Origin of the sequence: Methanobrevibacter sp. (genome assembly GCF_030539555.1) — an archaeon.
Lineage (GTDB): Archaea > Methanobacteriota > Methanobacteria > Methanobacteriales > Methanobacteriaceae > Methanocatella.
The window spans coordinates 12,896-37,068 of the sequence record NZ_JAUNXX010000007.1; the positions used below are offsets into that span (position 1 = coordinate 12,896).

Below are 24,173 nucleotides of genomic sequence, written 5' to 3' on the forward strand. Positions count from 1 at the left end.
AGAAAAGTTCTTATTTTGGAAAGGGGCTCAAATCATAAGCAGGGAAGCTATGTAGCTCACATGAAAACCAAAAAAATTCAACTAAAGAATAATCTTTCAGATGAAGACAAGAAAAACTATGAATTCCTAACATATCCTTTGGAACTGACAAACATTGAAGAAATTGGTGGAACAACAACATCCTCCATAGGAAATGCATGTTTTTCATGCAGCGGATGCTATTCCAACTCAATAATACAGCAGTTTGAAGACAAAAATTTAGATATCTTTGAAGAGCTTCTCGAAGCCAGCGGTGAATTGAATGTCACATATTTTCCAAAAAAGCTATGGGGCCATTCAACACAGCTGATTTCTAATGCTGGTGAGGAATTGGGATATGTTGTTGAACCAATGCCAAAATTTATTAATTTTGAAAAATGTAAATTATGCGGTAAGTGCGTAAACGGTTGTGTATTTGATGCAAAATGGGATGCCACTTACTTTGTCAAAGAGGCACTGGAGTATGGTGCCGATTTGATTTGCGATTTCAATGTGTTTGAAATATTGCATGAAAACAATGAAGTTGTGGGTGTTGTTGGAATCAATAAAAACAACGAAAAACAGATTTTCAGAGCAAAAAAAGTAGTTCTTGCAGCTGGTGCCCTGAACAGTCCGATAATTTTAAAAAATTCAGGTATTGCCAATGTGGGTGGCCAAATATTTTTTGATATTTTCACGACAATAGGGGGATATTTGAAGGATGCAAATCTAAAAAATGAATTGCTGATGGGAATTAAGGCAGAATTTGGCCCGTACTTTTTGTCACCTCACTATTCCATGCAATTACTTCCGTTAATGGAGCAGAAAGGGATTGATGCCCATGACAAAGATGTGGTGGGATTGATGCTCAAATTTGCTGATACATGCATTGGAACAATAGATATTGATGGAAATATTGAAAAGATGCTAACAAAGGTTGACGTTGATTTGATAAAAGAAGGTTATGAAAAGGCAATAAAAATATTATTGAAAATGGGAGTTCTAAAAGATTCAATTGTCGCAACATCCCTTAAGGGTGCGCATCCTGGAGGAACTGTTGCAGTAGGTGAAGTTTTGGACAACAACTTCGAAAGTGAAATCAGAGGGCTGTATGTTGCGGATGCTAGCGTGATACCTGAAGCTCCAGGAAGGCCTCCGATATTAACAATCGTTGCAATAGCTAAAAAAGTGGCAAAAATAGTTAATCAAAATATTTAAGGTGATATGATGGAATTCAATTTGAAATTTAAAGATATTGATGAGACAAGAGAATTGAAAGAAAATTTTACAATTAATGATTTATTGGGTGAATTGGGCTTGTCTGCTCAAACAGTCGTTGCAAAGCAAAACGGTGATTTGACAATTGAAGAAAGTCTAATCAATGATGGTGATGAGATTCATTTGGTTCAAATAATCTATGGTGGTTAATTGCTATTTTTTCTGCAATAACCACTAAAATATAATCATTTTCTTTTTTAAAGACTTTAACATTACTAAAACCAGCATCAAGCAAATATTTCTCTAATTCTGGAGCGGTATATAGGCTCATTCCTTCAACTGTATTTAACCAGAGTTCATCATCAGGATGATTACCGTCAGTTCCCTGAGCAATCATGAACTGTCCTTTTGGTTTAAGGATTCTTAAAACTTCCTTAAATGTATTTTCAATATCTGGCCAGAAGTAAATTGTCTCAAAAGCAGAAATCAAATCGTAGCTTTCATCATCAATTGGCATGTCACAAACGTTTGCTTCAATAACTTTGCATTTTCTCAAATCAACAGCTTTATGATTTCTCTTAATGGATTCGGCCACTGAAATGTCTGAATAGTCAAGCCCGTCAACGTTTTCTGATGTCAGTTTAAGGAACTTTTCAATGTTTACTCCGCCACCGCAGCCAATATCTAAAATGCTATCATTTTCTTCAACATTAACGCATTCGAATGCAAATTCAGAGATGTCTGCGTGATTTTCATTCATTCTATTTATTGTTTCGATGCCCTCATCACCATGGGGCTTCATGCACTGATCAATTTTTTCAGCTACCATAATCAAAACATTTAATAATTTTTGTATAATTGGATATTTGTGATGAAAGTTATAATATAATTGTCGGTGATTGATAATTACTTATTTTTTTCTTATCAATATTAATTAATTTCTTTTTTTAATTATTTTAAAACTTGTTTTTTAAAAAATTGATTGTCAATAATAGTTAAAACTAATTTTAAAGCAAAAAACAAAGGTTTATATAATATTAAAGTAATTATATAAGTTTACTAAATCCATGCGGAGGTTGGCTTAATGACAACGTCTAACCCAATTCAGATACTAATTAATGAAAGTGTTAAAAATCGAGAAATGGTTAATATAGACATTATCAAAAGTCCGATGAAATACGAAATACTTAATTTGCTTCGGCAAAACGAAATGAACTTTGATGAGATTGTTAAAAGCACTTCAAAGTCAAAAGCTGTAGTTTCATTGCATCTAAAAGATTTAAGAGAGGAAGGTATTGTCGGCTATAAAGCTGATCCGAGTGACAATAGAAAGAAAATTTTTTTCCCGAATTCGAAGATGTTGGGCTTCGATTGACTCAAATAATATCAAATCAAAGGTCAGGACAAAAAAGTTAATTCAAAGATTTATTGGTGAGGGAGAAATTGAATACAACTTAATGTTGATGCATACATTTAAAACTATTTTGATGGAGTATGGGATGGAGATTAATCCAATAATGAAAGCTATTGGAAATTATATTGGGGATTATATATTTACGCAGGTATATGACAGGGATTTTGAGAAGTTTCTCTATAATATTTCTAAATACTGGGCGGACAATAATTTGGGCTTTTTAACTTTTGAAGTTAAAAATAACTTACGAATAATCTGCATGCATTCATTCGAATCTGTAAAACTCGAAAAAACAGGTCTTTTCGGAGTGCCATCTTGAGGTTGGCATGTTTGAATCATTATTCTATAACTTTTTTGACTTTTACATTAACATTGTAGAGACAAAATGTTATTCTATGGGTGATGATTTCTGTCTGTTTGAGGTTGAACCGTAATGTTAAATATTTTTTCAGTCAAATAGTAATTTGGTGATAAAATGGATAATAAGATTATCGCAATTATGATAGCAGTAATCGTTATTGCTGTTGTAGCTGTATTTTTCATGATGGGTGGTGGCAGCGATACTGTAACAATCGGTTATTTGCCTTCAGACCATGATGCGGCGTTGTTCGTTGCAGACGCTCAAGGCAAGTTTCAGGAAAACGGAATCAACACAAAACTGGTTCAGTTCAACAATGGTGGGGACCTGATGACTGCAATGGCCAGTGGTGAAGTCGATGTTGGATATGTTGGAATTACACCTGTTCTCTCTTCAATCGAAAAGGGAGTTCCAGTTAAAGTGATTTCAGCAGCTCAAACTGAAGGATCAGGTATTGTCGTTGCAAAAAACTCTGATATCAGTTCAGTTTATGACCTGGAAGGTAAAAAAGTGGCCACTCCGGGTGAAGCTTCAATCCAGCACATGCTTCTTACATACTATCTTGACCAGAACGGAATGGATATCAATGATGTTAAGGTTTCCGCCATGAAGGTTCCTTCAATGAATGATGCTTTAAAAACCAATAAGATTGATGCAATGATTACCTTTGAGCCATATGTGTCAATTGCTGAGCAAAACGGTGCAGAAGTATTGGTTGATTCATCTGAAATTCTACCAAATCATCCATGTTGTGTTGTTGTAGCATCCGATGACTTCATCAAAAACCATGAAAATGAAACAAAAACAATTTTGGAAATCCACAAGAATGCAACAGAATTCATTAACAATAACACTGACGAAGCTGCAGGCCTATTGCCTAGTGATATTGTAAGTGATGTTGAAGTGGAGAAAAAGGCATTGGCAGGTTTCCCATTGATTTCAGGTTTGGATGACGACTATAAACAAGATGTAATGGACTTCATGAATCTGGAAGTTGATTTGGGCGTATTGAAAAAGCCAATTTCTGAAGATAAGATTTTCTGGGAAAGTAGTTAATTCTACCTTGACCTCTTTTTTTTACAAAATATTTATATCATTTAAAGTTAATTATTTAAATAGGGATTCAAAATATAACAATTGTTAATAAAATTAAGAGGCAATTTATATATAGTATTCACTTTAAAGTAATACTGTAAATAAGTTAACTTAATTTACGGAGATTAAAAATGAATAAAAAAATTACTTTTGTTTTAGTGTTGGCACTTGCCGCATTCCTTGTAATGGGCTCAGCTAGTGCAGGTCTCTTCGACTTTTTAGGCGGAGGAGACGACACTGTAAAGATAGGTTATTTACCTTCCGACCACGATGCAGCACTTTTCGTTGCAGACGCTCAAGGTAAATACGCTGAAAAGAATATTACAACCGAACTTGTTCAATTCAACAATGGTGGAGACTTGATGACTGCTATGGCTAGTGGTGAAGTCGATGTTGGATATGTTGGGATTGCTCCTGTTTTATCTTCTGTAGCTAAAGGAGTTCCTGTTAAAGTTATTTCTTCTGCTCAAACTGAAGGTAGTGGAATTATTGTAACTAAAGATTCTAATATTACTTCTGCTGCTGATTTAAAAGGTAAATCAATTGCAACTCCTGGTGAAGCTTCCATTCAATATGTATTACTTTCATATTACTTGAAACAAAATAATTTATCTACTGATGATTTGAATATTTCTGCTATGAAAGTTCCTTCAATGAATGATGCTTTAAAAACCAAACAAATTGATGGAATTATTACTTTCCAACCTTATGTAAGTATCGCAGCAAATGACACAAATAATGTTGTGTTAGAAAACTCTTCTGGAATTTTACCAGACCACCCATGCTGTGTTGTAGTTGCATCCGATGATTTCATTAAAAACCATGAAAATGAAACTAAAGAAATTATAGCTATTCATGAAAACGCTACTAAATTCATCAATGACAATATTAAAGCAGGTAATGCTTCTGAAGTAGTAAAATTATTACCTAAAGATATTGTTTCTGATTCTGATTTAGAAGCTCTTTCACTTGAAAGTTTCCCATTCATTTCAGGTATTGATAAAGATTTCAAATCAGATGTGGATGCATTCCAAAAACTTGAAGTGGACATTGGTATTCTAAACAGTACTGTATCTCAAGACAAATTGTACTGGGAAGCATAGTTAAATAACTATGCTTTTATTTTAATTTTTTTCATATTCTTTTTTTATTAATTCCATGACTTCTTTTGATTGTTTGTTCCCGATTCTTGAAATCATTCTGTCATTTTCAATAACTCTGCCCATATATTCGGCTCTTTTTTCATCATCAACGATTTTATATCTTGAAACATTAACTAGACATTCGATAATCCCTGAAAATGCTCTGTTAAATGCTTTAATACTTTCATCATTAACAACGACTTTTTCGATTTTACCTTTAATCATGAAAATGCTTTGGTCATTGTCAATTGGTGTATTTTCAGCTTTTTGTTCGTTAATGTCAACTACATTAACAATGATATATGACCCTGCATCTTTTAGAATTGCAATATCCTCATCGTCAGTGAAATATTCCTTTGGAAGTTTATCTAATGTTGATTTAGTAAAAATCATAGGATCTTGGGTGATGTTAACAACATATCTTTTAGTTTCTTGAATGTTTTTTAATGTTTGTGAACCTTCAAATATCCTGCATCCAATGTCATCTTCACCAAAATACTTTAAACCAATGGCTGCGGAGTTCTTATTGCCATCACCATCAATTGTGGTATAAATGCATTCATATCTTTCATCTGTGTTTATTCCTATTTTTTCTAAAGTTTCATTCATTTTATCATTTCCTGTTGTACCGGAAAGGCACTGGCGATTTTGTTCAGATTTTCGAATACATTAATTAATGAATCTAAGCTGCCTTTAATTTCATCATTTTTAATCTGTTTTAGAGTTTCAATATATTGTGGAAATGTATTTTTTCCATTTTCAAAGAATAAGTAATATTCGTTGAATTGAATTTCTTCCCGGTTTAAATCGGTGATGATGTCTTCATATAATTCTTTGAAATTTCCAGAGATTTCTTCAAAAGTTGTTTTTATTTCAGGGGTTTCTAAATTTTCTAAAGCATTATTTAATGCTATTAAAGAAATAGTATACAATTCTAAGTCAAGTTCACCATTCATGGCAATCACTAAATTTTTGAATAAGAAATAAAAAAAGAGTAAATTTCTCAATTTGAGAAATTATAATTTGATTTTAATATCGAGTGCAGATGAACCTTCTTCGTAAACAAAGATTGGGTTAATGTCTAACTCGGATATTTCTGGGAAGTCTAAGGTTAATCTGGCCACTCTTTTAATAGCTTCTTTGACTTCTTCAACATCGCAAGGTGCTTCACCTCTGTATCCTTCAAGTAATTTGGATACTTTGGTTGAGGCGATTTGTTCTTCAATTTCTTGAGAACTCATTCCTTTTGCAAGGTTGAATGAAACATCTTCGATGAGGTTTACATAGATTCCACCCATACCGAATGCAATCATTGGTCCGAATTGTTTGTCACGAATCATACCAACAATCACTTCTTCACCGGAGTCCATCATTTTTTGAACTTCCACGCCATCTGGAACAATATCTGGGTGTGCAGCTTTTGCATTTGCAATAATTTCGTCATAAGTTGCTTTTGCTTCTTCTGCTGTTGAAATTCCTACTTTTACACCACCAATATCTGATTTGTGTAAAATTTTATCTGATGCAATTTTAAGCACAACAGGGAATTCCATTTCTTCGGCTAAAGTCGCTGCTTCATCAGCACTTGTTGATAATTTAATTGGTGCTGCTGAAATTCCATATGCTTCAGCCACTGCATATGCTTCACTACCAAGTAGAGTATCTCTTCCATCAGCTTTAACTTTGTCGAATATTGCTTTTACTGCATCCTTGTCCATATCATCGATTTTTTCAATGACATCATCATATTCCTTATTTTCGAGTTCAGCATATCTTGTCATTGCTTCGAGTGCAGTTACGGCAGTTTCAGGGAATACGTATGTTGGCACTCCGTTGTCCCTTAAGGCTTCATTTGCAGCTTCAAATGATGGTCCACCCATGTTAACAACAATAATCGGTTTGTCAAATTCTTTTCTCTCTTCTAAAATTGCATTTGCAATTCCATCAGGATCTGCTGATGCGGTAGGACAAACCATGATAATTAGACTGTCAACTTCATCCTGGCTCAATACAATTTCTAAAGATTCTTTATATCTGCTAACTGGGGCATCACCTAATACGTCAATAGGGTTTTTAGCACTACCTTCATCAGTAACACATTCTTTTAATCTGGCAGTGGTTTCTTCATCGAATTTAACGAGGTTTAAACCTACTTTTTCCATAGCATCTACTGTAAGTACTCCTCCACCACCTGCATTGGTGATGATAGCTACATTGTCCCCTTTTGGAAGTGGGGCTTTGGAGAATGCTAATCCCAAATCAAATAATTCTGCCATTGTTTCTACACGCATAATTCCTGATTGTCTGAATGCGGTATCAAATGCAAGGTCACTTCCTGCAAGCGCACCTGTGTGTGAGGATGCTGCTTCTGCTCCTGCTGAACTTGAACCGGATTTAAGTACAATAATAGGTTTTTTACGAGCAGTTTCTCTCATTGTTCTTACAAAGTCTTCATCATCAGAAATGGATTCAAGATAACAAATGATTACTTTAGTTTCATCATCTTCCGCTAAATATTGCAATAATTCAATTTCACTTACTCCGGCTTTGTTACCTAAACTGATTACTTTACTGAATCCGATTCCGGAAGTTACGCTCCAATCGATAATAGCCACCATCATTGCTCCACTTTGGGAAATAAATGCCATATTTCCTGTCGGAGGCATCATTTGGGAAAATGACCCGTTTAATGGTGTGTGTGAATCAGTGATTCCTAAACTGTTTGGTCCAATAATGTTTATTCCATATTCTTCACCAAGTGCTGTTAATTCTGCTTCTAATTTAGCTCCTTCTCCACCGACTTCCTTAAATCCGGCAGTAATAACTACCATATTTTCAACGCCTTTTTCACCACATTCTTTAACGGCAGTGTTTACAAATACGGAAGGGATTGTTATAATTGCTAAGTCAACATCTCCCGGAACATCGGTAATGTTTGCATAAGCTTTTTTACCTAAAATCTCTCCGCCTTTTGGGTTTACCGGATATATTTCTCCTTCGAATCCATCATTGATTAGGTTGTCCACAATGATGTATCCTACTTTTCCTGGTGTATTGGAAGCACCAATAACAGCCACGGATTCAGGTTTAAACATCTTATTGAGATCGATCATAAGTTTCTCTCCTAATAATTTTTGTTAACATTATATTAATTTATAATGATAAATAATTAACAATTATTATAATTATAATATATGTTATATGATATTTAAATATATTGTTTAATATTCGCTTAAAGACTGTATAAAATAAGATACGATAATATATGTAATTGTTTTTTTAATTTTTGAATTTATAAATAACTTTTTTCAAAAAAATAAAACATTTTAGATTTAAAATTTTTTTAGGGATATTGGATATTTTCGCTTAAACTTTATAATGTAGGATAATTATAATTATATATAAATAATAAACTTTTGATATTATAATTTCAAATATTATAATATATGAAATTAAGGGGAATTATATGAGCTTAATAATTGCTTACATTGGAAAGAAAGGCTGTGTAATGGCAGCAGATAAAAGAAAAATAGGTTATTTCGGTGATAAAGAAAATTTAGAAGTTTTAGAAAAAGAATTGTATAATGGTGAAATTAGCTCTGATGATGAATTCAATAAAAGAGCTAGTGAACTTGGTATTTCTGTAAAAATTACAGATGATGCTAGCAAATTAAAAATTGTCGGCAACTGTGTGAGGGGGGAAGTAAGCACTAAAGGGGCGTTTGAAACAAAACGCAGAAGAATTTACGGAACTACTAATGGTTATCAATTAGTTGAACTATTGGGTTCAGAGGTCTCTTCACGTAAAGCCGGTGAAAGCGGAATTGTAATTTTCGGTAATAATTTTGCTAAAAAAATGGCGGAGACATTAATTTCAAGAAAATTCAAACCTTCTTCAAGTTTAAAATCCAAAGGCGAAGTATTTGAAGAAGTTATTAAGGAAGTTTCATCAAAAACCCCTACTGTGGGTGTTAACTGCGATATATTGAAACAGGGTCCGCATTATAATTCTTCTCAAGCTCAAAAACATTTGAACATAACAATTGACAATGATGTTAAGGTGTTAGTTAAATTCAGACAGAATCTAACAGAACAAATTGTCCAACAGAGTATTGAAATAGAAATGGCTAGCAAAATTATCGACAAAGGTGATGTGGGTAAAATCGTAAATATTGATGGAAATATTTTATATGTTCAACTAAATGCTAAAACACAGGCATTGGACGGAAATTGGAAACAATTGGCAGCACCGGGTCAAAATGTAATAATGTTTACAGAAAGTAGTGATGTTAAAATAGGGGATGAAGTCACAATTGATAATGAGGAGTTATGCATTAAAAAGAATAAGTCTCCTCTAAAATGTGACGTTATTTTATGTTCATTATGATGGGATTTAAATGAAATTAACTTTTTTAGGAAGTGGGGGTGGCAGATTTTCTGCCATATCTCAGAGACGAATGACTGGGGGATTTAGGATTGATAATCTTAATGGAAAGAATTATCATATTGACCCGGGGCCTGGAGCTCTCATAAGAACTTATCAGTTTGGTTTTGACCCTCGAAATTTAAGCGGTATTTTTGTTTCACATGCACACACTGATCATTATAATGATGCGGAAATTCTCATAGAGGCAATGACCAGAGGGATGACCAGAAGTTATGGAACCATTTTTGGAAGTACAAGTGTGTTAAACGGTTTTGAAAAATGGGGTCCATGTATTTCTTCTTACCATCAATCCAAATCGGATACAATAGTTTTGAAACCTGATGAGGTCAGTGAAGTAAACGGCATTAAAGTTAAAGGAACAAAAACCCTTCACGGCGATCCTGCAGGTGTTGGTTTTCAGATAGATTATAACGGCTTTAAAATTTCTTATACTTCAGATACCGGATATTTTGATGAATTGCCTTATTATCATAAAGGTGCGGACATTTTGATATCAAGTGTATTGAGACCGGGAAACAGGTCTATTCATGGGCACATGTGCTCCCGCAATTTCATTGACTTGATTAATGAATTGCAACCGAAAGTTGCAGTAATGACTCATTTGGGTCTTAAGATGATTTCCTCAAATCCGGTCACTGAAGCTAAAAAGATTTCAAAAGAAACCGGCGTTAAGGTAATAGCCGCATTTGATGGATTGTCCTTCAATGTTAATTACAACAATCCTAAAAGATTCAGATTGATATCCCTTAAGGATGTGGAATCTCAAAACCATAGCACCAGTCATACATTATATAATAGTGAAAGGCGCAATTCTTATCAGACTGCCATTAAAAATAATGAATTTGATGAGCTTTCAATAATAAAAAGAAATAAGAATTAAAGTTCCAAATTTGCTGGATGGATGAATCCTGAGCGAATCATATGGTCTGCTAAGATAATTGCAGTGCTTGACTCAGCCACTATTGTCACTCTAGGGCAAATGCAGGGGTCATGCCTTCCTTTAATTTCTATTTTTTCATTTTCTCTTTTTTCTAAATTAATGGAATTTTGGCATTTTGAAATTGAAGGGGTAGGTTTAACAGCAATTCTTGAAATTATCGGCATTCCATTGCTCATTCCACCAATTATTCCTCCGGAGTTGTTGGTTTTAGTAGTTATCTTATCATTTTCAATATGATATTCGTCATTTATTTCAGAGCCAGTATGATTTGCCACATCAAATCCCAGACCGATTTCAACTCCTTTAACCGCACCTATATTCATCAGTATTCTTGCAAGATCCCCGTCCAATCTTTCAAATACAGGTTCCCCAAGACCTGCTGGGATGCCAACAGCTATTGTTTCTACAATTCCTCCAACAGAATCTCCTTCGCTTTTTTTATCAATAATTAATTTTTCCATTTCACTGGCCGCTTTTAGGTCTGCGCAACGGACAGGATTCTTTTCAACATTTTCTCTGATTATACTGAATTCCTGAGGCTCAGCTTTAATGTTTCCAATTTGGGTAACGTGTGATATTATTTCAATATCCTGTGTTTTAAGGAGTTTTTTAGCTATTGCCCCGCCGATTACATGGCCGACAGTAACTCTTCCACTTCCACGACCTCCGCCGTTATAGTCATAGTTTCCGTATTTGCTCATCCAACCGAAGTCTCCATGAGAAGGGCGAGGGGTATTTTTAAACATGGAATAATCCTTGGAATGCTGATTTTTATTGAAGATAACTCCTGTAATTGGTGTTCCATCGGTTTTACCTTCAAAAATTCCAGACAATATTTGTACTTCATCTGATTCCTTTCTAGGTGTTGTAACACTGCTGGTTCCAGGTTTTCTTTTATCAAGTTCCTTTTGAATATCTTCCTGGCTCAATTCAAGATTTGCAGGACATCCGTCAACAATAGCTCCTAAAGCTTTACCGTGACTAGCTCCAAAGCTTGTCACTTTAAATTTTTCTCCAATTGAATTTGACATTTTCAGCCTCTTTGTGATAATTATTGAAATATTTGTCGTTTTAATTATTTATTGTTTGGTAATAATTTTAAATAATTCTAAGTTAAGATATTTAATTAAGTGATTATTATGGAATTTCCAACTACAAGAATGAGAAGATTAAGAAAAAATGCAAAAATTAGAGATATTGTTCGTGAAACTAAACTTCAAAAAGAAGACTTGATTTATCCGATTTATTTTAAAGAAGAGCTTCAGGGATTGCAAAAAGAAGAAATATCATCACTTCCAGGTGAATTCAGATATTCTCTTGATGCGGGTGTTGAATTTGCAAAACAACTTGAATCTAAAGGATTAAAATCAATAATTGTATTTGGAATACCAAAAGAGGATACCAAAGATGAGATAGCTTCTCCTGATTACTCAGCAACTGGCATTGTTCAAAAGGCCATCAGAAAACTTAAAAAAGAAACAGACCTTGTTATAATCAGTGATGTTTGTTTATGCCAGTACACTTCTCATGGTCATTGTGGGATGATAAGGGATAATGATGATACTGATGATGGAATCGAAATATTGAATGATGAGTCTCTCCCATATATTGCAAAAGTTGCTCTGTCCCATGCAGAAGCGGGAGCAGATATTGTTGCACCTTCAGACATGATGGATGGAAGGGTTGGAGCAATCAGACAGGCGTTGGATGACAATGGATTCACAAATGTGATGATAATGTCATACTCAGCCAAATATGCATCTGCATTTTATGAACCATTTAGAGTTGCTGCCTGTTCATCACCGCATTTGGGGGATAGAAAATCCTATCAGATGGATCCTGGAAATGCTATTGAGGCAATCCGTGAATGTGAATTGGATGTAATTGAAGGGACAGATTTTCTGATGGTAAAACCTGCACTTCCGTATCTTGACGTTGTCCGTATGGTTCGCGATGAATTCATGCTTCCCTTGGTCGCATATAATGTAAGTGGGGAATACTCAATGATTATGGCAGCAATTGAAAAAGGATATTTGACTGAAAGAGCTATTTTAGAATCCCTTCTCTCAATTAAAAGGGCTGGAGCAGACTTGATAATCACTAACTTTGCACCTTATTTGCTTTTAAATGAGTTGATAGAATGAATCCTTCAGAAATCGCAAAAATTGCGCAGATTGCATCTGCCTTAGAGGTAAGCGGATATCCGAAACCGGGAAATGTTCATAGAACTCGTGACTATGATGATATGGTATTCGAAGACTTTGTAATAAGTGGGATTGTAATAGGCGATACCATTCGTGAGGCATGCACTGATGTGGATGTTGAAAACCCTCTTCTTGGAAAATACATTTTGCAGGCTGTAGCCGAAACAGATAGGTGGATTAAAAATAACACCAATTTGGGAATAGTCATGATGACAACACCTATTGCTGTTGCAGCGGCTATTAGTGATGATTTTGATGATATTCGTGAAAATATTAAAGTTTTAATGGCCAATACTTCTGTTGATGATGCATGTGATTTGTATGATGCAATCAACATTGCAGATGCAGGCGGAATGGGTGACCAGGATGAATATGATGTGGCAAGTGACAATGCTAAAAACGAATTGAGAGAAAATAATCAAACCATGTTTGATGTATTAAAAATATCAGCTCCATGGGATATGCTGGCTCGTGAAATGACCTCTGATATGCCTGCCGTTTTTGAGATAGGTTATCCGACATATCATAAACTAAAAGAGGAGAAATCTCAAAACGATGCTTGCGTATTGACATTCCTGACTATATTGTCACAGGTTCCAGATACTCTAATTTCAAGAAAATACGGCTCTGATGAAGCCTTGAAGATTTCTATGATGACAAGGGATTTGCTTAATTTAAAGGATGATGTTGATTTTGATGAAAGGCTTAAGGAATTTGATGACTTTTTATTTAAAAATAAGTATAATCCTGGAACAACCGCTGATTTAACTGCGGCTTCTATTTTTGTAAGCTATCTGAAATCAAATTTTGAATAATTATTTCAATTATTCAATTATTTCTTTTGTAATCTTAGCTGCAGATTCAACCATTTTTGGACAGAATTCCTTAAAAAGATTATTTTCAATTGCAAATTTTACCCCTTCAGGGGTTGTAATATCACAATTTAGTAATTCATTGCATATGTATGAGCCATTTTCAGCACTGAATTTATCTAGAAACTTTTCACAAACATCATCACTTTTTGCTTTATTTTCACCATATTTTAAGCCTAAAGCCATAAGCGCACCAGTGCAAGCTCCACAAACTTCTCCTTTACGCATTCCACTTCCAAAACATGCTCCAATCTTTAAAGCCAAATGTTTATCAAGTCCTAATTTTTCACTGAATGCTGCAAATACTGCTTGAGAGCACATATAACCGTTTTCAAATAATTGTATTGCTTCTTTAATTTGTGTCATAATATATTTTTTGTATTTTTTGTTAAATAATTTCTTATTTTTTAATATCAGCACTATATTTATAAATGTTTTCTGACAGATATTATTATATTATTAATCTTAAATTATGGTGTTTGAATGAGTGAGGATATTAAAAAAACCATTAGTGAATTGCATATTTACGAAAAGAAATTCTTAAAAGAACTAGGAGATAATCCAAATGCTACTCCAGAGGATATAGCTAAAAATGCAGAAATGGATATTAAATCAGTCATGAGTGCAGCGGGGTCTTTGGCTTCAAAAGACATTATTGAAGTGCACAAGGATGTTGAAGAAATATATTCATTGACTGATGATGGTGTTGAATATGCTGAAAAAGGGCTTCCTGAACGTAGGATATTGGATGTTCTGGCCAGTAAAGACCACATTCACATGAAAGACTTATCCGATGAAACAGGCGTCGATAAAAAAGAAACTAATATTGCTATAGGTTGGCTACGCCGTAAAAACTGGGCAAACATTGATAAGGGAATGGTTACCATAACAGATTTCGGAAAGGATTTTGTATCCAAAATGGATGTGGATGAAAAAACCCTTGATTACCTTAAAGCAAATGCGGATGGAGTTAAACTTTTCACTGATGATTTGATGAATGGTGTCAAAAAGCTCACCGGTAGGAAAAATATTTTAAATGTTAAAAAGGAAACCTCACATTCCTTCATTATTCTACCTAAAGGTGAAGCGATTTTAAAAGAAGGGTTCACCATACAAAAACAAGCTACTCAATTAACACACCAACAATTAAAGGATGGGGAATGGAAAAGCTTACAGTACCGTCCTTATGATATTAATGCAGAGGCTCCTGTAATTTTTGCAGGTAAAAAACACCCGTTAAGAGTAATCATTGATGAGATAAGGGAAATCTTTTTGGACATGGGATTCGTTGAGGATAACGGGGAATATGTTGAATCTGCATTCTGGAACTTTGACTCTCTTTTCCAACCGCAAGATCACGCTGCCCGTGAAATGCAGGACACTTTCTATTTAAAAAATCCCTTGACCTGTGATTTGCCGGAAGGAGATTTAGTAAAACTTACAGCTGAAACTCATGAAACAGGTGCTGATACAGGTTCAATCGGTTGGCAATATGATTGGAGTGAAGATATTGCTCGTCAAAGTGTTTTAAGAACTCACACTACTGGAATATCCACTAAACACCTTTTTGAGCATGAACCTCCTATTAAAATGTTTTCTGTAGGGAGAGTATTTAGGAGAGAGACTTTCGATTACAAACATCTGCCTGAATTCCATCAGGTGGAAGGACTTGTATGTGGTGAAGGAATCAGTTATCAAAATCTTTTGGGAGTCTTAAAGGAGTTTTATAAGAAATTAGGTTTTGAAGTAAGATTCAGGCCAGCATATTTCCCATACACTTACCTGTCCACTGAAACCGAAATTTATCTGGAGGAAAAAGAAAGCTGGATTGAGCTTGGTGGTGCGGGAATGTTTAGACCTGAAGTATTGAGACCTTTAGGCATAGACCAACCGGCTTTGGCTTTCGGTTTAGGTATTGAAAGACTGGCAATGATTAGGTATGATGTAGAGGATATTCGTATGCTTTACAAAAGTGATATTAATTGGCTTCGTGAAGTTCCTCTTGATAACGGGGTAGAATTATAATGTCAATCAAGTTGGTTTCTTGGAATGTAAACGGTATTAGAGCCGTCTCTAAAAAAGATGAGTTTTGGGACTGGTTTGAAAGTAGTGATGCAGACATTATTAATTTTCAGGAGGTAAGAGCAACTGAAGACAAGATTCCTAAGAGATTAGCTGATTTTGATGGGTTCCACAAGTACTATAATGAAGCCGAAAAAAAAGGATATAGTGGAGTTGGGACATACTCTAAAGTCGAAGCTGCTGGGGTTACCAAAGGATTAGGTATTGAAGAACTTGACGGTGAAGGCAGGGTTTTAAGAATTGAATATCCTGACTTTATTTTATACAACATTTACTTCCCGAATAGTGGAATGAATGCAAAAAGACTTGATTTTAAAGTTGATTTCTGTAATGCGCTTTTAAAGCAGATTGTAGATTTAAAAAACCAGGGTAAAAACATTATAATTACAGGTGATTATAACATAGCACACAATCCAATCGATGTTTATAATCCTAAAAACTGCGAAGGAAAATCAGGATATCTTCCTGAAGAAAGAGCATGGCTTGATGAATTGGAGGAAGCTGGTTTCATTGATACGTTCAGAATGTTTGACGAAGGTGAAAATAATTTCACTTGGTGGAGTTATAGAACACGTGCACGTGAAAGGAATGCCGGATGGAGACTTGATTACTTTTATGTGAATGAGGAAATCAAGGATAAAGTGAAATCTGCTGAAATTTTAGATGAAATTTACGGTTCTGACCATTGCCCTGTAACTTTAGAGCTTGATTTTTAAAAATAGTTGGTTTTGGTGATTACAGTATTGTTTTCACATCACCAATATCATCAATAATTGTTATGTCAAGTTTCTCTTTTTTTATGTAGTCCCTATCTTCTTCAGTAATATCTGAATTTACAAGAATAGCACTCATACCTGCATTTACAGCACCTAATGCATCTTCTTTAAATTTATTGCCAATCATTACTGATTTTTCCGGGTTACCGTTCATTTTTCTTAGTGAAACATCGTAAATTAATTTGTGCGGTTTATTTTTGCCCACTTCTTCGGAAGTAATGACTGCATCAAAAAATGAGTGCACATTGAGTCTAACTAATTTTTCCCATTGTTTGATGGTGATTCCGTTTGAAATAATCGCTAGGCGATATCCCTGACTTTTAAGATATATTAATGTATCGATTGTCTCTGGAAATGGTCTTAGAAGTGCCATTTTAACATTATGGTAGGTAATCATTCCAAGCGCTACAAGCATTGGATCTTCATGGCCTAAAACAACTTGAGTTAAAACATTGAAGTGTTTTCCATAATTGGATCCTTTTTCTCTGATTATGGTCTTTAAAACACCATATGCTTCATCTTTATCCAATGGTAATCCATTATCAACCATCTGCCCAATAGCTGCTTTTCTTGCTGTTTCAGCAAAATCAGATGTGTCAAGTAGTGTGCCGTCTACATCAAAGAAAACAACACGTTCATCATTATTAATCATATAATCTTAATTTTGGTTATAATGTATATAAATTTTTTTAGAAAAATGCATCCAAACTTTGCTGGACTTCACCGCGTGCCATGTCTTCCAGGTCTTTTTTAGAATATCCGAATGAGTACATGATTCTTTCAATTGCAGGTATCATCTGATTATTGATATAGTAATCCTTGTCATATTCATATCCTTCACTGTATTCATATGGGATGGCTCTCTGGCTAATGGATCCTTTTCCTTTCACGATTATATACTGTACGATGGTCCCTCGTGTGACTTTAATGCCGTGTTCCTCTATTTTCCTTGCAGCAACAACATGTGGTCCGACCTGTTTGTATTGGTCAAGAGGCTTTGTGATTTGTGTGTGTATGATTAGTTCCTTTTTATCGACATCGCCATTTTTGATTCTTTTGAATACTTTTTTAACTTCCTTAATGGCTTTATCGGAATCCCCTTCTTTTAAAATTGCCATTAAAACAGATTCCTGAGTACTTTTAACAATTGGGGCCCAGTCTCTTCTAACTAATTCTAATCCTTTAGCTATAATTTCTCCATCTTCAATTACTGCATATCTCTTTTTGCTTACAAAAAATCCTCTTCTGTAAAATCCTTCATATTCAAGTTCCATACTCTCAGGAAGGGTTGAATTAAGATAGGTGATGAATTTTTGGGCTTGAGCTTTGATTTCGGCTTCAAGAGCTAGCTGTTCTTTTGTTTCTTTTATCAATTGGAACACCTTTTTGTTATTATGGTATAATATATTTTTGATGTTAATAATACTTTTCCAAATCAATTTTCTAATTTTATTTCAATAATATTGCTTTTAAATCGGTTTATTTTATTTATTAAGTTTTTATATTAGTTTTCAAATGCTCTTGGGCATTGATTATAAGTTATAAAGAATATAATATGTGTGAGGTCGATATTATGAAAAAAAGACTAATTTCAAGTTATGACGAAATAAACGATATATTTGTTGGTAAAATTGGCGGAAAAAATAAATATTGTGCGGACTATAGCATTTCGGAAGGGATTTTTTTAGCAATTGATAAAAATAAGGTCCCATGTTCAATATTCGTTGAGGGAGCATCGGATGTATTCAATATATCAAAAAGCATGTTGGAAAATTCCGATATAAAGATAGTCCTTGATTGTGATAGTCTATTTTTATCTTTCAACATGTTTATTGAAGATTTAAAGATATGCTCTATAAAATCTGAAAACAGATTTGGAATGCCTGAATTAAATTATCTTATGGATAGTAATTATTAGAATTATTGTCCTCTTTTTCTTTTTTTGTAGTCAACTTTTAAATATGAGTTAAAAAATATTAATAATATCAATTGCGAGGTTTCATTAAAACGGTCAAGATAAATTTTTGTCCTTCATGTGGCATTGAATTGGCTGAAAGAAGATTTATTTGTCCGGAATGTAATTTGAACATCGAAGAATTCTTTGAAAAAGGTAATTCATTTTCCAATAACGATGAAGATAATTCAGTAGAGTTATTTGATGGAAATGAAGAACTTATTGTTGTTGAAAATGAAGGTGATATCTTGAATAACGATAAAATTAATGTTAACTCCGGTGATGAAATTGTTATTGTGGTGCCGGAGGGAATCGATGAGGATGAAATTGTCATTGATTTGGATGAGTTGGGAATCGATGTTGAAAACTTGGATGGGGATGTTAATATCGTCATTGAAGTTGAAGGCGCCGATTTTGAAGATAATGAATTTATAGATGATGGGGATGAGATTGTTGAGCCTAATGAATGGTTTTTCGATGATGATCCTTACGACATAGTTTATTATGAATTTGTAAATGATGAGGATGAATAATGAATAAAGAAGTTCCATATTATATATTGGATGAGGATGGAAATTCCCAAAGCATTACATCTAATAATGAAGCATACATTGATGATGAGGATTTAAGAGAGTTATTGATTGATTTTTTAGGTGATTCAGTTTCAGAAGATGAAATCCAGAAAATTCTTGATGCCGCTTCTGATGAAAATCTTAGTGAAGAAGATTTTGATAAATTAATTGATAATTTTATTCTAAACAATAAAAAGTAAAATTCATAATTATGCCCTTAAAAATAAAACATTTATATATAATGATAAATTAATATTTAATTATCATTATTCTTTAGGGCTCTTTGTTGCTCTCACAATTGAACTGTTATTTTTTCTTGCTTACAGTTTTAATTTTTAAGAGTCTTATTGACGCGATTATTATTTATATATTATATTTATTAGGTGAAATAATGGCAATTTCTCAAGGAAAATCAACTAGAAGTCCATCCGGTGCAAGAAATGTTGCAAACCGTGGAAAAAGAAAATCAGAATTAGGAAGAGATCCTGCTGAAACTAGATTGGATGAAAAAAAATTAAGAAAAATTAGAACTCGTGGTGGAAACGAAAAACTCAGATTAGCTACAGGTAATAAAATCAATGTTACTGATGCTAATGGTAAAACCCAAGTTGTAGACATCCTTGGAGTAATCGAAAACACCGCAAACCCTAACTATGTAAGAAGGAACATCATTACTAAAGGTGCTATCGTAGAAACTCCTGAAGGTAATGCTAAAGTAACATCCAGACCTGGTCAAGACGGTGTTATTAACGGAATTTTAATTTAAAGATTTTTCTTTAAATTCTCTTTTTTTTTTAAATTTTTAACTAATAATTATATACTTCTTTTCACATATTTTATAATATAATGTTATTTTTTAGGAGATAAAATGTCAGATGATAAAATTAATATGAATCATGGTGCTGGTGGAGAAGTGATGGCTAACTTGATATCTAGCACAATTCTGGATAATATCACAAAAAAGAGTGTTAATGATGGTATTAGTTTAGATGATTTGGATGATGGTGCATCTATCCCATTAGGCGATTATGAAATTGTTGTAACAACTGATGGACATACTATAGACCCGTTATTTTTCCCTGGAGGAGATATTGGTAGAATTTCAGCTGCAGGAACTATCAATGATGTTTCTGTAATGGGAGCTCGTCCGTTGGCCATTTCCAATGCAATAATCATGCAGGAAGGATTCCCGATTGAAGATTTGGATAAGATAATGAAATCTTTAAATGAAACCTGTGAAGAAGTTGATGTTGCTGTAATTACTGGGGATACAAAAGTAATGCCTCAAGATAAGCTTGATGGTATTGTTATGGTGACAACAGGAATAGGAATAGCCAAAAAAGGTGAGGTCATTCGTGATTCAACATTGGAAGTGGGAGACAAGATAATTGTCACAGGCAGCTTAGGTGATCATGGAATGAGTTTAATGTCTTTTAGGGAAGGTTTTGGATTTGAAACCGATTTGAAATCTGATGTTGCTCCTATGTGGAATATTATTAAAAAAGCATTAGAAATTGGTGGAGTTACAGCAATGAAAGATCCTACTCGGGGAGGTTTTGCAAATGCCATTAATGAAATGGCTTCAAAATCCGGAAATGGTATTGTTCTTGAGCAGGATGCAATTCCAATAAAGGAAGAGGTTCATGCTGTATCTGAAATGTTGGGTATCGATCCATTTGAAGTAGCTAATGAAGGAAAAGTTGTCATGGGTGTTAAAGCAGATAAAGCTGAAGCGGTTCTTGAAGCAATTAAAAGTGAAAAATATGGTGAAAATGCCGCGATTATAGGTGAAGTGGTTGAAGGAGATTATGTTATAGTGAATACTCCTATTGGTGGTGAAAGAATTCTTGAAGCACCAATCGCAGATCCGGTTCCAAGAGTTTGTTAAGGTGATAAAATGGCAAGCATATTTACAAGAAGAGTTATAGCATATATTCTTGATTTTTTCGTAGTGTCATCATTCATGTGGATTGTATCATATTTATGTTACTTCTTAATGAATCCTTATGATACATATAGTGTTTATCAATATTTCCCTGTTGTATTGCCAGTATTAATATTGCTATACTTTATTTCCTGTGAGAAAATCAAAGGCGCTACCGTTGGTAAAGCTTTAATGTATTTGGAAGTAAGGTCAAAAAACGGTGCAAGAATTAATTGGGCTCAGGCTATTGTACGTAATTTAACTAAAATATACTGGGTTCCAATAATATTCGATTGGGCTATTGGCAAAGTCTTAAATAAAGATAGGATATTGTGCAGTATTACAAAAACTGTAGTTGTTGATGAGCTTTAGATGAGCTCAGCTTTTTTTTATTTTTTTTGATTATTATGATTAAAAAGATTCAGGTTTTATGGTATCTAAACAAAGAGGATTTGGAGAATTATTGCATTGATTTTAAGGAATACAGGTCACATAAACTTGAAGGATATGAAATCTGTGATGTTGATGAAGATTTAATCTATGATTTATGCGATATTGACTCCGACAGGCTGGAGCCGATTGGATATTTTAAAAATAAAAAGGAACTTGAAAAGTATGTTCGCGATTTTGTTGAAAATAATGAATTTGAACTAAGTCTGGATTCTCCGGAACTTAAAGCTAAAATATCAAAGGCCCTGGATTCAATTGAATTCATTGGTGAAGATTATTATGTTTCCATTGGACAGGGCATTGGAAATGATGAAAACAAAATCGTCAGTTGGTTCGATTCACTTAAAACAGAGTATAAGACTTTAACCCGAGAGAAATTATGGGTTTTGGCAGTAACCGGATATGATCCATATGATTTGTCATTGACCGGAAAAACTCTCGCACATATTCTGGCAGACATTTTAAACCTGAATGAATCTTCACTGGATAGTCTGATTCCAAATAAAGGACATATCACAGTTGATGAATGGAATGAAATACTGGAAAAAATTTATAATAAAAATAAAATATATTTAGGTTTAAATAGGGTAGTTTAATTATATTTCACCCTTCTTAAACTCACTTGGTTCAAAATAAGATATTTTTGCAAGATTTCTGTCAATTAATTCTTTGTTTATGTCTTCTGAATCAGTATAGACTATTGCCAAGGTTCTCCCGTATTTGTCTTTTGGCTGTTCATTGTCAATATCCAGATACACATTTTTTCCAAGACATCTTTCCTCTACAAATCTTTTTGCATCACTGAATCCTGATTCATTAATTTGTGGAGTTTTTACCTGAATTAACTGAACTTTACCAATTCCATAAACCTGTATTGTGTTTCCGTCAATTACTTCAACGCATTTTCCTAAATTTTCATAGTGTATTGTTTGGTTGGCAATTGTCAATGTGCCTGTTTTGTTTTCAGATGTGTTGGTATCTTCCAATAGGCTATTTACTAGCGTTAGACCGATTGATATTATGAATATTGCCAGCAGAATTAATGAGATTTTCCGTTTGTTCATTTTTAATCTTTTTTGTAATGTTCGCAATATCTTTTATATCTGCAGGATCTGCATTTATTCGCATTTTTAGTTGGCACGAAGGGTTTTGTTCCATCAAATAGTCCGTGCATTCTATTTATTGTGAATATGATTTCCCTTTCAACCTCCGGTGTGAATACTTCTATCCAAAATAGGTTGTTTGTTCCTCGTTCTCTTAAAGCAGCTTTTATTTTTCGGGTGTCATTTGTCATTTCTTTAAATGCAAGGCAATATGCCCTTACCTGATTCATCGTTGATTGATATGGTGTGCGGCCAGGTTTATCATCTATTATTACAATTTCATCGGGTTTCATCCATATCTCATCAATATATCCTCTGATTCCAAGTTCCGGTGCAACTACAAAGCATTCTCTTGACATTGATGCGTTTTCCTTTGAAGCTTCGACTGCATCTTCAAAGGTGGTGGGTGTAGCATCCTGTTTGAAAATGTCTTCGAGCTGCTGGTGAATTTCGCTTCCATGTGTCATTGCGGCGGTAGGTTGTGTTTCAATGCCTTTCATGTACTGGAGATATATCTGATATTCACAATATCCCTGTTGGTTGAGCCAGCTAATTGGGAAATTGTTTTTTCCTTCAATTATTTGGATGCCTTTTATCGAAGGATGCTCTTTAATTTCATATTCTTTTCCATATTCGGTAATGTTTTTTTGTTCCATAATTTTAATATGTGGTTTTTGACATGTAATACTTTTCATTCACTCTCGGCAATTTTTTATATATCAATTCTGATAAAGTAATTTCATGCATTATGTAACATCTAAAAGCATCCTGTCTAAAAATAATGGAATGAATCTATACAGGGGTTGTACTCATGGATGCATTTACTGTGATTCAAGAAGTGAAATCTATGGAATGAATCACAGATTCGAGGATATTGAAGTTAAGGAAAACTATTTGGAACTGCTCAAAAAAGAACTTAAAAAAAGACAGCAATCCATGATTGGAACAGGGGCAATGACTGATCCATATATTCCTTTGGAAAAACAATTGAAACATGTTAAAAAAACTTTGGAATTAATTTATGATTACGGTTTCGGATTCACCTGCATTACAAAATCAGACCTTATTTTAAACGACCTGGATTTACTCAAAAAGATTAATGAAAAAACAAAAGCGGTTGTGCAGATGACATTAACTACTGCAGATGATGATTTGTGCCAGATAATAGAACCGAACGTATGCACAACACAAAGGCGCATTGAAGTGCTTAATATATTGAAGGAAAATAATATTCCAACTGTTGTGTGGCTATGTCCAATACTTCCATACATTAATGATAATGAGGATAATATCAATTCAATTTTGGATTATTGCATTGATTGTAATGTTAAAGGTATAATATGCTATGGGATGGGGTTAACATTAAGAAAAGGCAATCGGGAGTATTTTTATTCCAAGCTTGATGAAAATTTCCCAGGATTAAAAGAAAAGTACATGAAGGAATATGGGGACAGCTATTCCATTCAAAGTCCAAACAACAAGAAACTGATGGAGATTTTTAAAAAGAGAACCTCTGAAAACGATATCCTAAACAATCCTAATGAAATATTTCAGTATTTGCATGAATTTCCTCAAAAATCCTATCAGACCAAATTGATTTAAAT

31 protein-coding genes are annotated in these 24,173 nt (G+C 33.9%); 21 read left to right on the top strand and 10 right to left on the bottom strand.

Going from position 1 to position 24,173, the window contains the following annotated elements:
- Window positions 1–15 precede the first annotated feature (15 nt).
- Window positions 16–1,236 (top strand): GMC family oxidoreductase N-terminal domain-containing protein, encoded by a 1,221-nt coding sequence (locus tag Q4Q55_RS02880; protein WP_303371316.1) that lies wholly within the window; start codon window positions 16–18, stop codon window positions 1,234–1,236.
- 9 nt (window positions 1,237–1,245) lie between these two features.
- Entirely contained in the window at window positions 1,246–1,446 is a 201-nt protein-coding gene (locus Q4Q55_RS02885; protein ID WP_303371317.1) for a MoaD/ThiS family protein, read from the top strand.
- Here Q4Q55_RS02885 and Q4Q55_RS02890 read toward each other — a convergent pair.
- Window positions 1,397–2,065: a class I SAM-dependent methyltransferase gene (locus Q4Q55_RS02890; protein WP_303371318.1), complete on the bottom strand. Its 669-nt coding sequence runs from the start codon at window positions 2,063–2,065 to the stop codon at window positions 1,397–1,399. The two genes, Q4Q55_RS02885 and Q4Q55_RS02890, sit on opposite strands and share 50 nt — an antisense overlap.
- A 255-nt stretch (window positions 2,066–2,320) precedes the next feature.
- Here Q4Q55_RS02890 and Q4Q55_RS02895 point away from each other — a divergent pair, with 255 nt between their 5' ends.
- The 5 genes from Q4Q55_RS02895 to Q4Q55_RS02915 all read left to right on the top strand — a co-directional run bounded on the left by Q4Q55_RS02895 (window position 2,321) and on the right by Q4Q55_RS02915 (window position 5,206).
- Entirely contained in the window at window positions 2,321–2,611 is a 291-nt protein-coding gene (locus Q4Q55_RS02895) for a transcriptional regulator (RefSeq protein ID WP_303371319.1), read from the top strand.
- Between the two features lie 124 nt (window positions 2,612–2,735).
- On the top strand, window positions 2,736–2,969 hold the full coding sequence (locus Q4Q55_RS02900; protein ID WP_303371320.1) for a hypothetical protein: 234 nt from the start codon (window positions 2,736–2,738) through the stop codon (window positions 2,967–2,969).
- Window positions 2,970–2,976: 7 nt separating this feature from the next.
- Entirely contained in the window at window positions 2,977–3,084 is a 108-nt protein-coding gene (locus Q4Q55_RS02905) for a V4R domain-containing protein (protein WP_303371321.1), read from the top strand.
- A gap of 41 nt (window positions 3,085–3,125) precedes the next feature.
- Entirely contained in the window at window positions 3,126–4,064 is a 939-nt protein-coding gene (locus tag Q4Q55_RS02910; RefSeq protein ID WP_303371322.1) for an ABC transporter substrate-binding protein, read from the top strand.
- 170 nt (window positions 4,065–4,234) lie between these two features.
- Entirely contained in the window at window positions 4,235–5,206 is a 972-nt protein-coding gene (locus tag Q4Q55_RS02915; RefSeq protein ID WP_303371323.1) for an ABC transporter substrate-binding protein, read from the top strand.
- A 21-nt stretch (window positions 5,207–5,227) separates the two neighbouring features.
- Here the strand turns inward: Q4Q55_RS02915 and Q4Q55_RS02920 are convergent, their stop codons facing one another.
- The 3 genes from Q4Q55_RS02920 to acs are packed head-to-tail and all read right to left on the bottom strand — an operon-like array spanning window position 5,228 to window position 8,358.
- Window positions 5,228–5,854: a DUF447 domain-containing protein gene (locus Q4Q55_RS02920; protein ID WP_303371324.1), complete on the bottom strand. Its 627-nt coding sequence runs from the start codon at window positions 5,852–5,854 to the stop codon at window positions 5,228–5,230.
- Window positions 5,851–6,201, bottom strand: a complete 351-nt coding sequence (locus tag Q4Q55_RS02925; RefSeq protein ID WP_303371325.1) for a hypothetical protein — start codon at window positions 6,199–6,201, stop codon at window positions 5,851–5,853. The genes Q4Q55_RS02920 and Q4Q55_RS02925 overlap by 4 nt, the downstream gene beginning before the upstream one ends.
- A gap of 60 nt (window positions 6,202–6,261) precedes the next feature.
- Complete coding sequence (gene acs, locus Q4Q55_RS02930) at window positions 6,262–8,358, bottom strand: acetate--CoA ligase alpha subunit (RefSeq protein WP_303371326.1); 2,097 nt, start codon at window positions 8,356–8,358, stop codon at window positions 6,262–6,264.
- A gap of 353 nt (window positions 8,359–8,711) precedes the next feature.
- On the opposite strand from acs, the gene Q4Q55_RS02935 reads away from it, so the two are divergent.
- Together Q4Q55_RS02935 and Q4Q55_RS02940 are read left to right on the top strand one after the other, a co-directional pair.
- On the top strand, window positions 8,712–9,632 hold the full coding sequence (locus Q4Q55_RS02935; RefSeq protein WP_303371327.1) for a DUF2121 domain-containing protein: 921 nt from the start codon (window positions 8,712–8,714) through the stop codon (window positions 9,630–9,632).
- 10 nt (window positions 9,633–9,642) lie between these two features.
- On the top strand, window positions 9,643–10,572 hold the full coding sequence (locus tag Q4Q55_RS02940; RefSeq protein WP_303371328.1) for an MBL fold metallo-hydrolase: 930 nt from the start codon (window positions 9,643–9,645) through the stop codon (window positions 10,570–10,572).
- Here Q4Q55_RS02940 and aroC read toward each other — a convergent pair.
- Window positions 10,569–11,663, bottom strand: a complete 1,095-nt coding sequence (gene aroC / locus Q4Q55_RS02945; protein WP_303371329.1) for a chorismate synthase — start codon at window positions 11,661–11,663, stop codon at window positions 10,569–10,571. The genes Q4Q55_RS02940 and aroC overlap by 4 nt on opposite strands.
- A 108-nt stretch (window positions 11,664–11,771) precedes the next feature.
- Here aroC and hemB point away from each other — a divergent pair, with 108 nt between their 5' ends.
- Window positions 11,772–12,776, top strand: coding sequence for a porphobilinogen synthase (gene hemB, locus Q4Q55_RS02950; RefSeq protein WP_303371330.1), 1,005 nt, complete (start codon window positions 11,772–11,774; stop codon window positions 12,774–12,776).
- On the top strand, window positions 12,773–13,651 hold the full coding sequence (locus tag Q4Q55_RS02955; RefSeq protein ID WP_303371331.1) for a triphosphoribosyl-dephospho-CoA synthase: 879 nt from the start codon (window positions 12,773–12,775) through the stop codon (window positions 13,649–13,651). Before hemB ends, Q4Q55_RS02955 begins: the two co-directional genes overlap by 4 nt.
- Window positions 13,652–13,660: 9 nt before the next feature.
- On the opposite strand, the gene Q4Q55_RS02960 is transcribed toward Q4Q55_RS02955, so the two are convergent.
- Window positions 13,661–14,074 (bottom strand): C-GCAxxG-C-C family protein, encoded by a 414-nt coding sequence (locus Q4Q55_RS02960; RefSeq protein WP_303371332.1) that lies wholly within the window; start codon window positions 14,072–14,074, stop codon window positions 13,661–13,663.
- Between the two features lie 117 nt (window positions 14,075–14,191).
- Between Q4Q55_RS02960 and Q4Q55_RS02965 the strand changes: the two genes are divergently transcribed.
- Both Q4Q55_RS02965 and Q4Q55_RS02970 read left to right on the top strand, forming a co-directional pair.
- Window positions 14,192–15,733 (top strand): phenylalanine--tRNA ligase subunit alpha, encoded by a 1,542-nt coding sequence (locus Q4Q55_RS02965; protein WP_303371333.1) that lies wholly within the window; start codon window positions 14,192–14,194, stop codon window positions 15,731–15,733.
- The gene (locus Q4Q55_RS02970; RefSeq protein ID WP_303371334.1) at window positions 15,733–16,506 is read left to right on the top strand and encodes an exodeoxyribonuclease III; all 774 of its coding nucleotides are present in this window, start codon (window positions 15,733–15,735) and stop codon (window positions 16,504–16,506) included. Before Q4Q55_RS02965 ends, Q4Q55_RS02970 begins: the two co-directional genes overlap by 1 nt.
- Before the next feature lie 19 nt (window positions 16,507–16,525).
- On the opposite strand, the gene Q4Q55_RS02975 is transcribed toward Q4Q55_RS02970, so the two are convergent.
- On the bottom strand, window positions 16,526–17,218 hold the full coding sequence (locus Q4Q55_RS02975; RefSeq protein ID WP_303371335.1) for a TIGR02253 family HAD-type hydrolase: 693 nt from the start codon (window positions 17,216–17,218) through the stop codon (window positions 16,526–16,528).
- A 37-nt stretch (window positions 17,219–17,255) separates the two neighbouring features.
- Window positions 17,256–17,939 (bottom strand): DNA polymerase domain-containing protein, encoded by a 684-nt coding sequence (locus Q4Q55_RS02980; protein ID WP_303371336.1) that lies wholly within the window; start codon window positions 17,937–17,939, stop codon window positions 17,256–17,258.
- Between the two features lie 200 nt (window positions 17,940–18,139).
- Here Q4Q55_RS02980 and Q4Q55_RS02985 point away from each other — a divergent pair, with 200 nt between their 5' ends.
- The 7 genes from Q4Q55_RS02985 to Q4Q55_RS03015 all read left to right on the top strand — a co-directional run bounded on the left by Q4Q55_RS02985 (window position 18,140) and on the right by Q4Q55_RS03015 (window position 22,062).
- Window positions 18,140–18,484, top strand: a complete 345-nt coding sequence (locus tag Q4Q55_RS02985; protein ID WP_303371337.1) for a hypothetical protein — start codon at window positions 18,140–18,142, stop codon at window positions 18,482–18,484.
- Between the two features lie 128 nt (window positions 18,485–18,612).
- The gene (locus Q4Q55_RS02990; protein WP_303371338.1) at window positions 18,613–19,053 is read left to right on the top strand and encodes a hypothetical protein; all 441 of its coding nucleotides are present in this window, start codon (window positions 18,613–18,615) and stop codon (window positions 19,051–19,053) included.
- Window positions 19,053–19,292 (top strand): hypothetical protein, encoded by a 240-nt coding sequence (locus tag Q4Q55_RS02995; RefSeq protein ID WP_303371339.1) that lies wholly within the window; start codon window positions 19,053–19,055, stop codon window positions 19,290–19,292. The genes Q4Q55_RS02990 and Q4Q55_RS02995 overlap by 1 nt, the downstream gene beginning before the upstream one ends.
- 191 nt (window positions 19,293–19,483) lie before the next feature.
- Window positions 19,484–19,858 carry a 30S ribosomal protein S8e gene (locus tag Q4Q55_RS03000; protein WP_292745829.1) on the top strand — a complete coding sequence of 125 codons (375 nt, stop codon included), beginning with the start codon at window positions 19,484–19,486 and terminating at the stop codon, window positions 19,856–19,858.
- Window positions 19,859–19,960: 102 nt separating this feature from the next.
- Window positions 19,961–20,980, top strand: coding sequence for a hydrogenase expression/formation protein HypE (gene hypE, locus Q4Q55_RS03005; RefSeq protein ID WP_303371340.1), 1,020 nt, complete (start codon window positions 19,961–19,963; stop codon window positions 20,978–20,980).
- A 9-nt stretch (window positions 20,981–20,989) separates the two neighbouring features.
- Complete coding sequence (locus tag Q4Q55_RS03010) at window positions 20,990–21,388, top strand: RDD family protein (protein WP_303371341.1); 399 nt, start codon at window positions 20,990–20,992, stop codon at window positions 21,386–21,388.
- 35 nt (window positions 21,389–21,423) lie between these two features.
- A complete protein-coding gene (locus Q4Q55_RS03015) occupies window positions 21,424–22,062 on the top strand; it encodes a hypothetical protein (RefSeq protein WP_303371342.1) in 639 nt (212 codons plus the stop codon).
- Here Q4Q55_RS03015 and Q4Q55_RS03020 read toward each other — a convergent pair whose 3' ends face one another.
- Together Q4Q55_RS03020 and cas4 are read right to left on the bottom strand one after the other, a co-directional pair.
- Window positions 22,063–22,530, bottom strand: coding sequence for a thermonuclease family protein (locus Q4Q55_RS03020; protein WP_303371343.1), 468 nt, complete (start codon window positions 22,528–22,530; stop codon window positions 22,063–22,065).
- Window positions 22,531–22,532: 2 nt separating this feature from the next.
- A complete protein-coding gene (gene cas4, locus Q4Q55_RS03025) occupies window positions 22,533–23,225 on the bottom strand; it encodes a CRISPR-associated protein Cas4 (protein WP_303371357.1) in 693 nt (230 codons plus the stop codon).
- An 85-nt stretch (window positions 23,226–23,310) separates the two neighbouring features.
- Here cas4 and Q4Q55_RS03030 point away from each other — a divergent pair, with 85 nt between their 5' ends.
- Window positions 23,311–24,171 (top strand): radical SAM protein, encoded by an 861-nt coding sequence (locus tag Q4Q55_RS03030; RefSeq protein WP_303371344.1) that lies wholly within the window; start codon window positions 23,311–23,313, stop codon window positions 24,169–24,171.
- The last annotated feature ends 2 nt before the right edge of the window (window positions 24,172–24,173 follow it).

Excerpts from the sequence above, each read along its gene's own strand:
- Q4Q55_RS02885 (WP_303371317.1), top strand. The coding sequence starts at position 1,246 with ATGGAATTCAATTTGAAATTTAAAGATATTGATGAGACAAGAGAATTG.
- Q4Q55_RS02890 (WP_303371318.1), bottom strand. The coding sequence starts at position 2,065 with ATGGTAGCTGAAAAAATTGATCAGTGCATGAAGCCCCATGGTGATGAG.
- Q4Q55_RS02895 (WP_303371319.1), top strand. The coding sequence starts at position 2,321 with ATGACAACGTCTAACCCAATTCAGATACTAATTAATGAAAGTGTTAAA.
- Q4Q55_RS02900 (WP_303371320.1), top strand. The coding sequence starts at position 2,736 with ATGGAGATTAATCCAATAATGAAAGCTATTGGAAATTATATTGGGGAT.
- Q4Q55_RS02905 (WP_303371321.1), top strand. The coding sequence starts at position 2,977 with ATGTTTGAATCATTATTCTATAACTTTTTTGACTTTTACATTAACATT.
- Q4Q55_RS02910 (WP_303371322.1), top strand. The coding sequence starts at position 3,126 with ATGGATAATAAGATTATCGCAATTATGATAGCAGTAATCGTTATTGCT.
- Q4Q55_RS02915 (WP_303371323.1), top strand. The coding sequence starts at position 4,235 with ATGAATAAAAAAATTACTTTTGTTTTAGTGTTGGCACTTGCCGCATTC.
- Q4Q55_RS02920 (WP_303371324.1), bottom strand. The coding sequence starts at position 5,854 with ATGAATGAAACTTTAGAAAAAATAGGAATAAACACAGATGAAAGATAT.
- Q4Q55_RS02925 (WP_303371325.1), bottom strand. The coding sequence starts at position 6,201 with ATGAATGGTGAACTTGACTTAGAATTGTATACTATTTCTTTAATAGCA.
- acs (WP_303371326.1), bottom strand. The coding sequence starts at position 8,358 with ATGATCGATCTCAATAAGATGTTTAAACCTGAATCCGTGGCTGTTATT.
- Q4Q55_RS02935 (WP_303371327.1), top strand. The coding sequence starts at position 8,712 with ATGAGCTTAATAATTGCTTACATTGGAAAGAAAGGCTGTGTAATGGCA.
- Q4Q55_RS02940 (WP_303371328.1), top strand. The coding sequence starts at position 9,643 with ATGAAATTAACTTTTTTAGGAAGTGGGGGTGGCAGATTTTCTGCCATA.
- aroC (WP_303371329.1), bottom strand. The coding sequence starts at position 11,663 with ATGTCAAATTCAATTGGAGAAAAATTTAAAGTGACAAGCTTTGGAGCT.
- hemB (WP_303371330.1), top strand. The coding sequence starts at position 11,772 with ATGGAATTTCCAACTACAAGAATGAGAAGATTAAGAAAAAATGCAAAA.
- Q4Q55_RS02955 (WP_303371331.1), top strand. The coding sequence starts at position 12,773 with ATGAATCCTTCAGAAATCGCAAAAATTGCGCAGATTGCATCTGCCTTA.
- Q4Q55_RS02960 (WP_303371332.1), bottom strand. The coding sequence starts at position 14,074 with ATGACACAAATTAAAGAAGCAATACAATTATTTGAAAACGGTTATATG.
- Q4Q55_RS02965 (WP_303371333.1), top strand. The coding sequence starts at position 14,192 with ATGAGTGAGGATATTAAAAAAACCATTAGTGAATTGCATATTTACGAA.
- Q4Q55_RS02970 (WP_303371334.1), top strand. The coding sequence starts at position 15,733 with ATGTCAATCAAGTTGGTTTCTTGGAATGTAAACGGTATTAGAGCCGTC.
- Q4Q55_RS02975 (WP_303371335.1), bottom strand. The coding sequence starts at position 17,218 with ATGATTAATAATGATGAACGTGTTGTTTTCTTTGATGTAGACGGCACA.
- Q4Q55_RS02985 (WP_303371337.1), top strand. The coding sequence starts at position 18,140 with ATGAAAAAAAGACTAATTTCAAGTTATGACGAAATAAACGATATATTT.
- Q4Q55_RS02995 (WP_303371339.1), top strand. The coding sequence starts at position 19,053 with ATGAATAAAGAAGTTCCATATTATATATTGGATGAGGATGGAAATTCC.
- Q4Q55_RS03000 (WP_292745829.1), top strand. The coding sequence starts at position 19,484 with ATGGCAATTTCTCAAGGAAAATCAACTAGAAGTCCATCCGGTGCAAGA.
- hypE (WP_303371340.1), top strand. The coding sequence starts at position 19,961 with ATGTCAGATGATAAAATTAATATGAATCATGGTGCTGGTGGAGAAGTG.
- Q4Q55_RS03010 (WP_303371341.1), top strand. The coding sequence starts at position 20,990 with ATGGCAAGCATATTTACAAGAAGAGTTATAGCATATATTCTTGATTTT.
- Q4Q55_RS03015 (WP_303371342.1), top strand. The coding sequence starts at position 21,424 with ATGATTAAAAAGATTCAGGTTTTATGGTATCTAAACAAAGAGGATTTG.
- Q4Q55_RS03020 (WP_303371343.1), bottom strand. The coding sequence starts at position 22,530 with ATGAACAAACGGAAAATCTCATTAATTCTGCTGGCAATATTCATAATA.
- cas4 (WP_303371357.1), bottom strand. The coding sequence starts at position 23,225 with ATGGAACAAAAAAACATTACCGAATATGGAAAAGAATATGAAATTAAA.
- Q4Q55_RS03030 (WP_303371344.1), top strand. The coding sequence starts at position 23,311 with ATGCATTATGTAACATCTAAAAGCATCCTGTCTAAAAATAATGGAATG.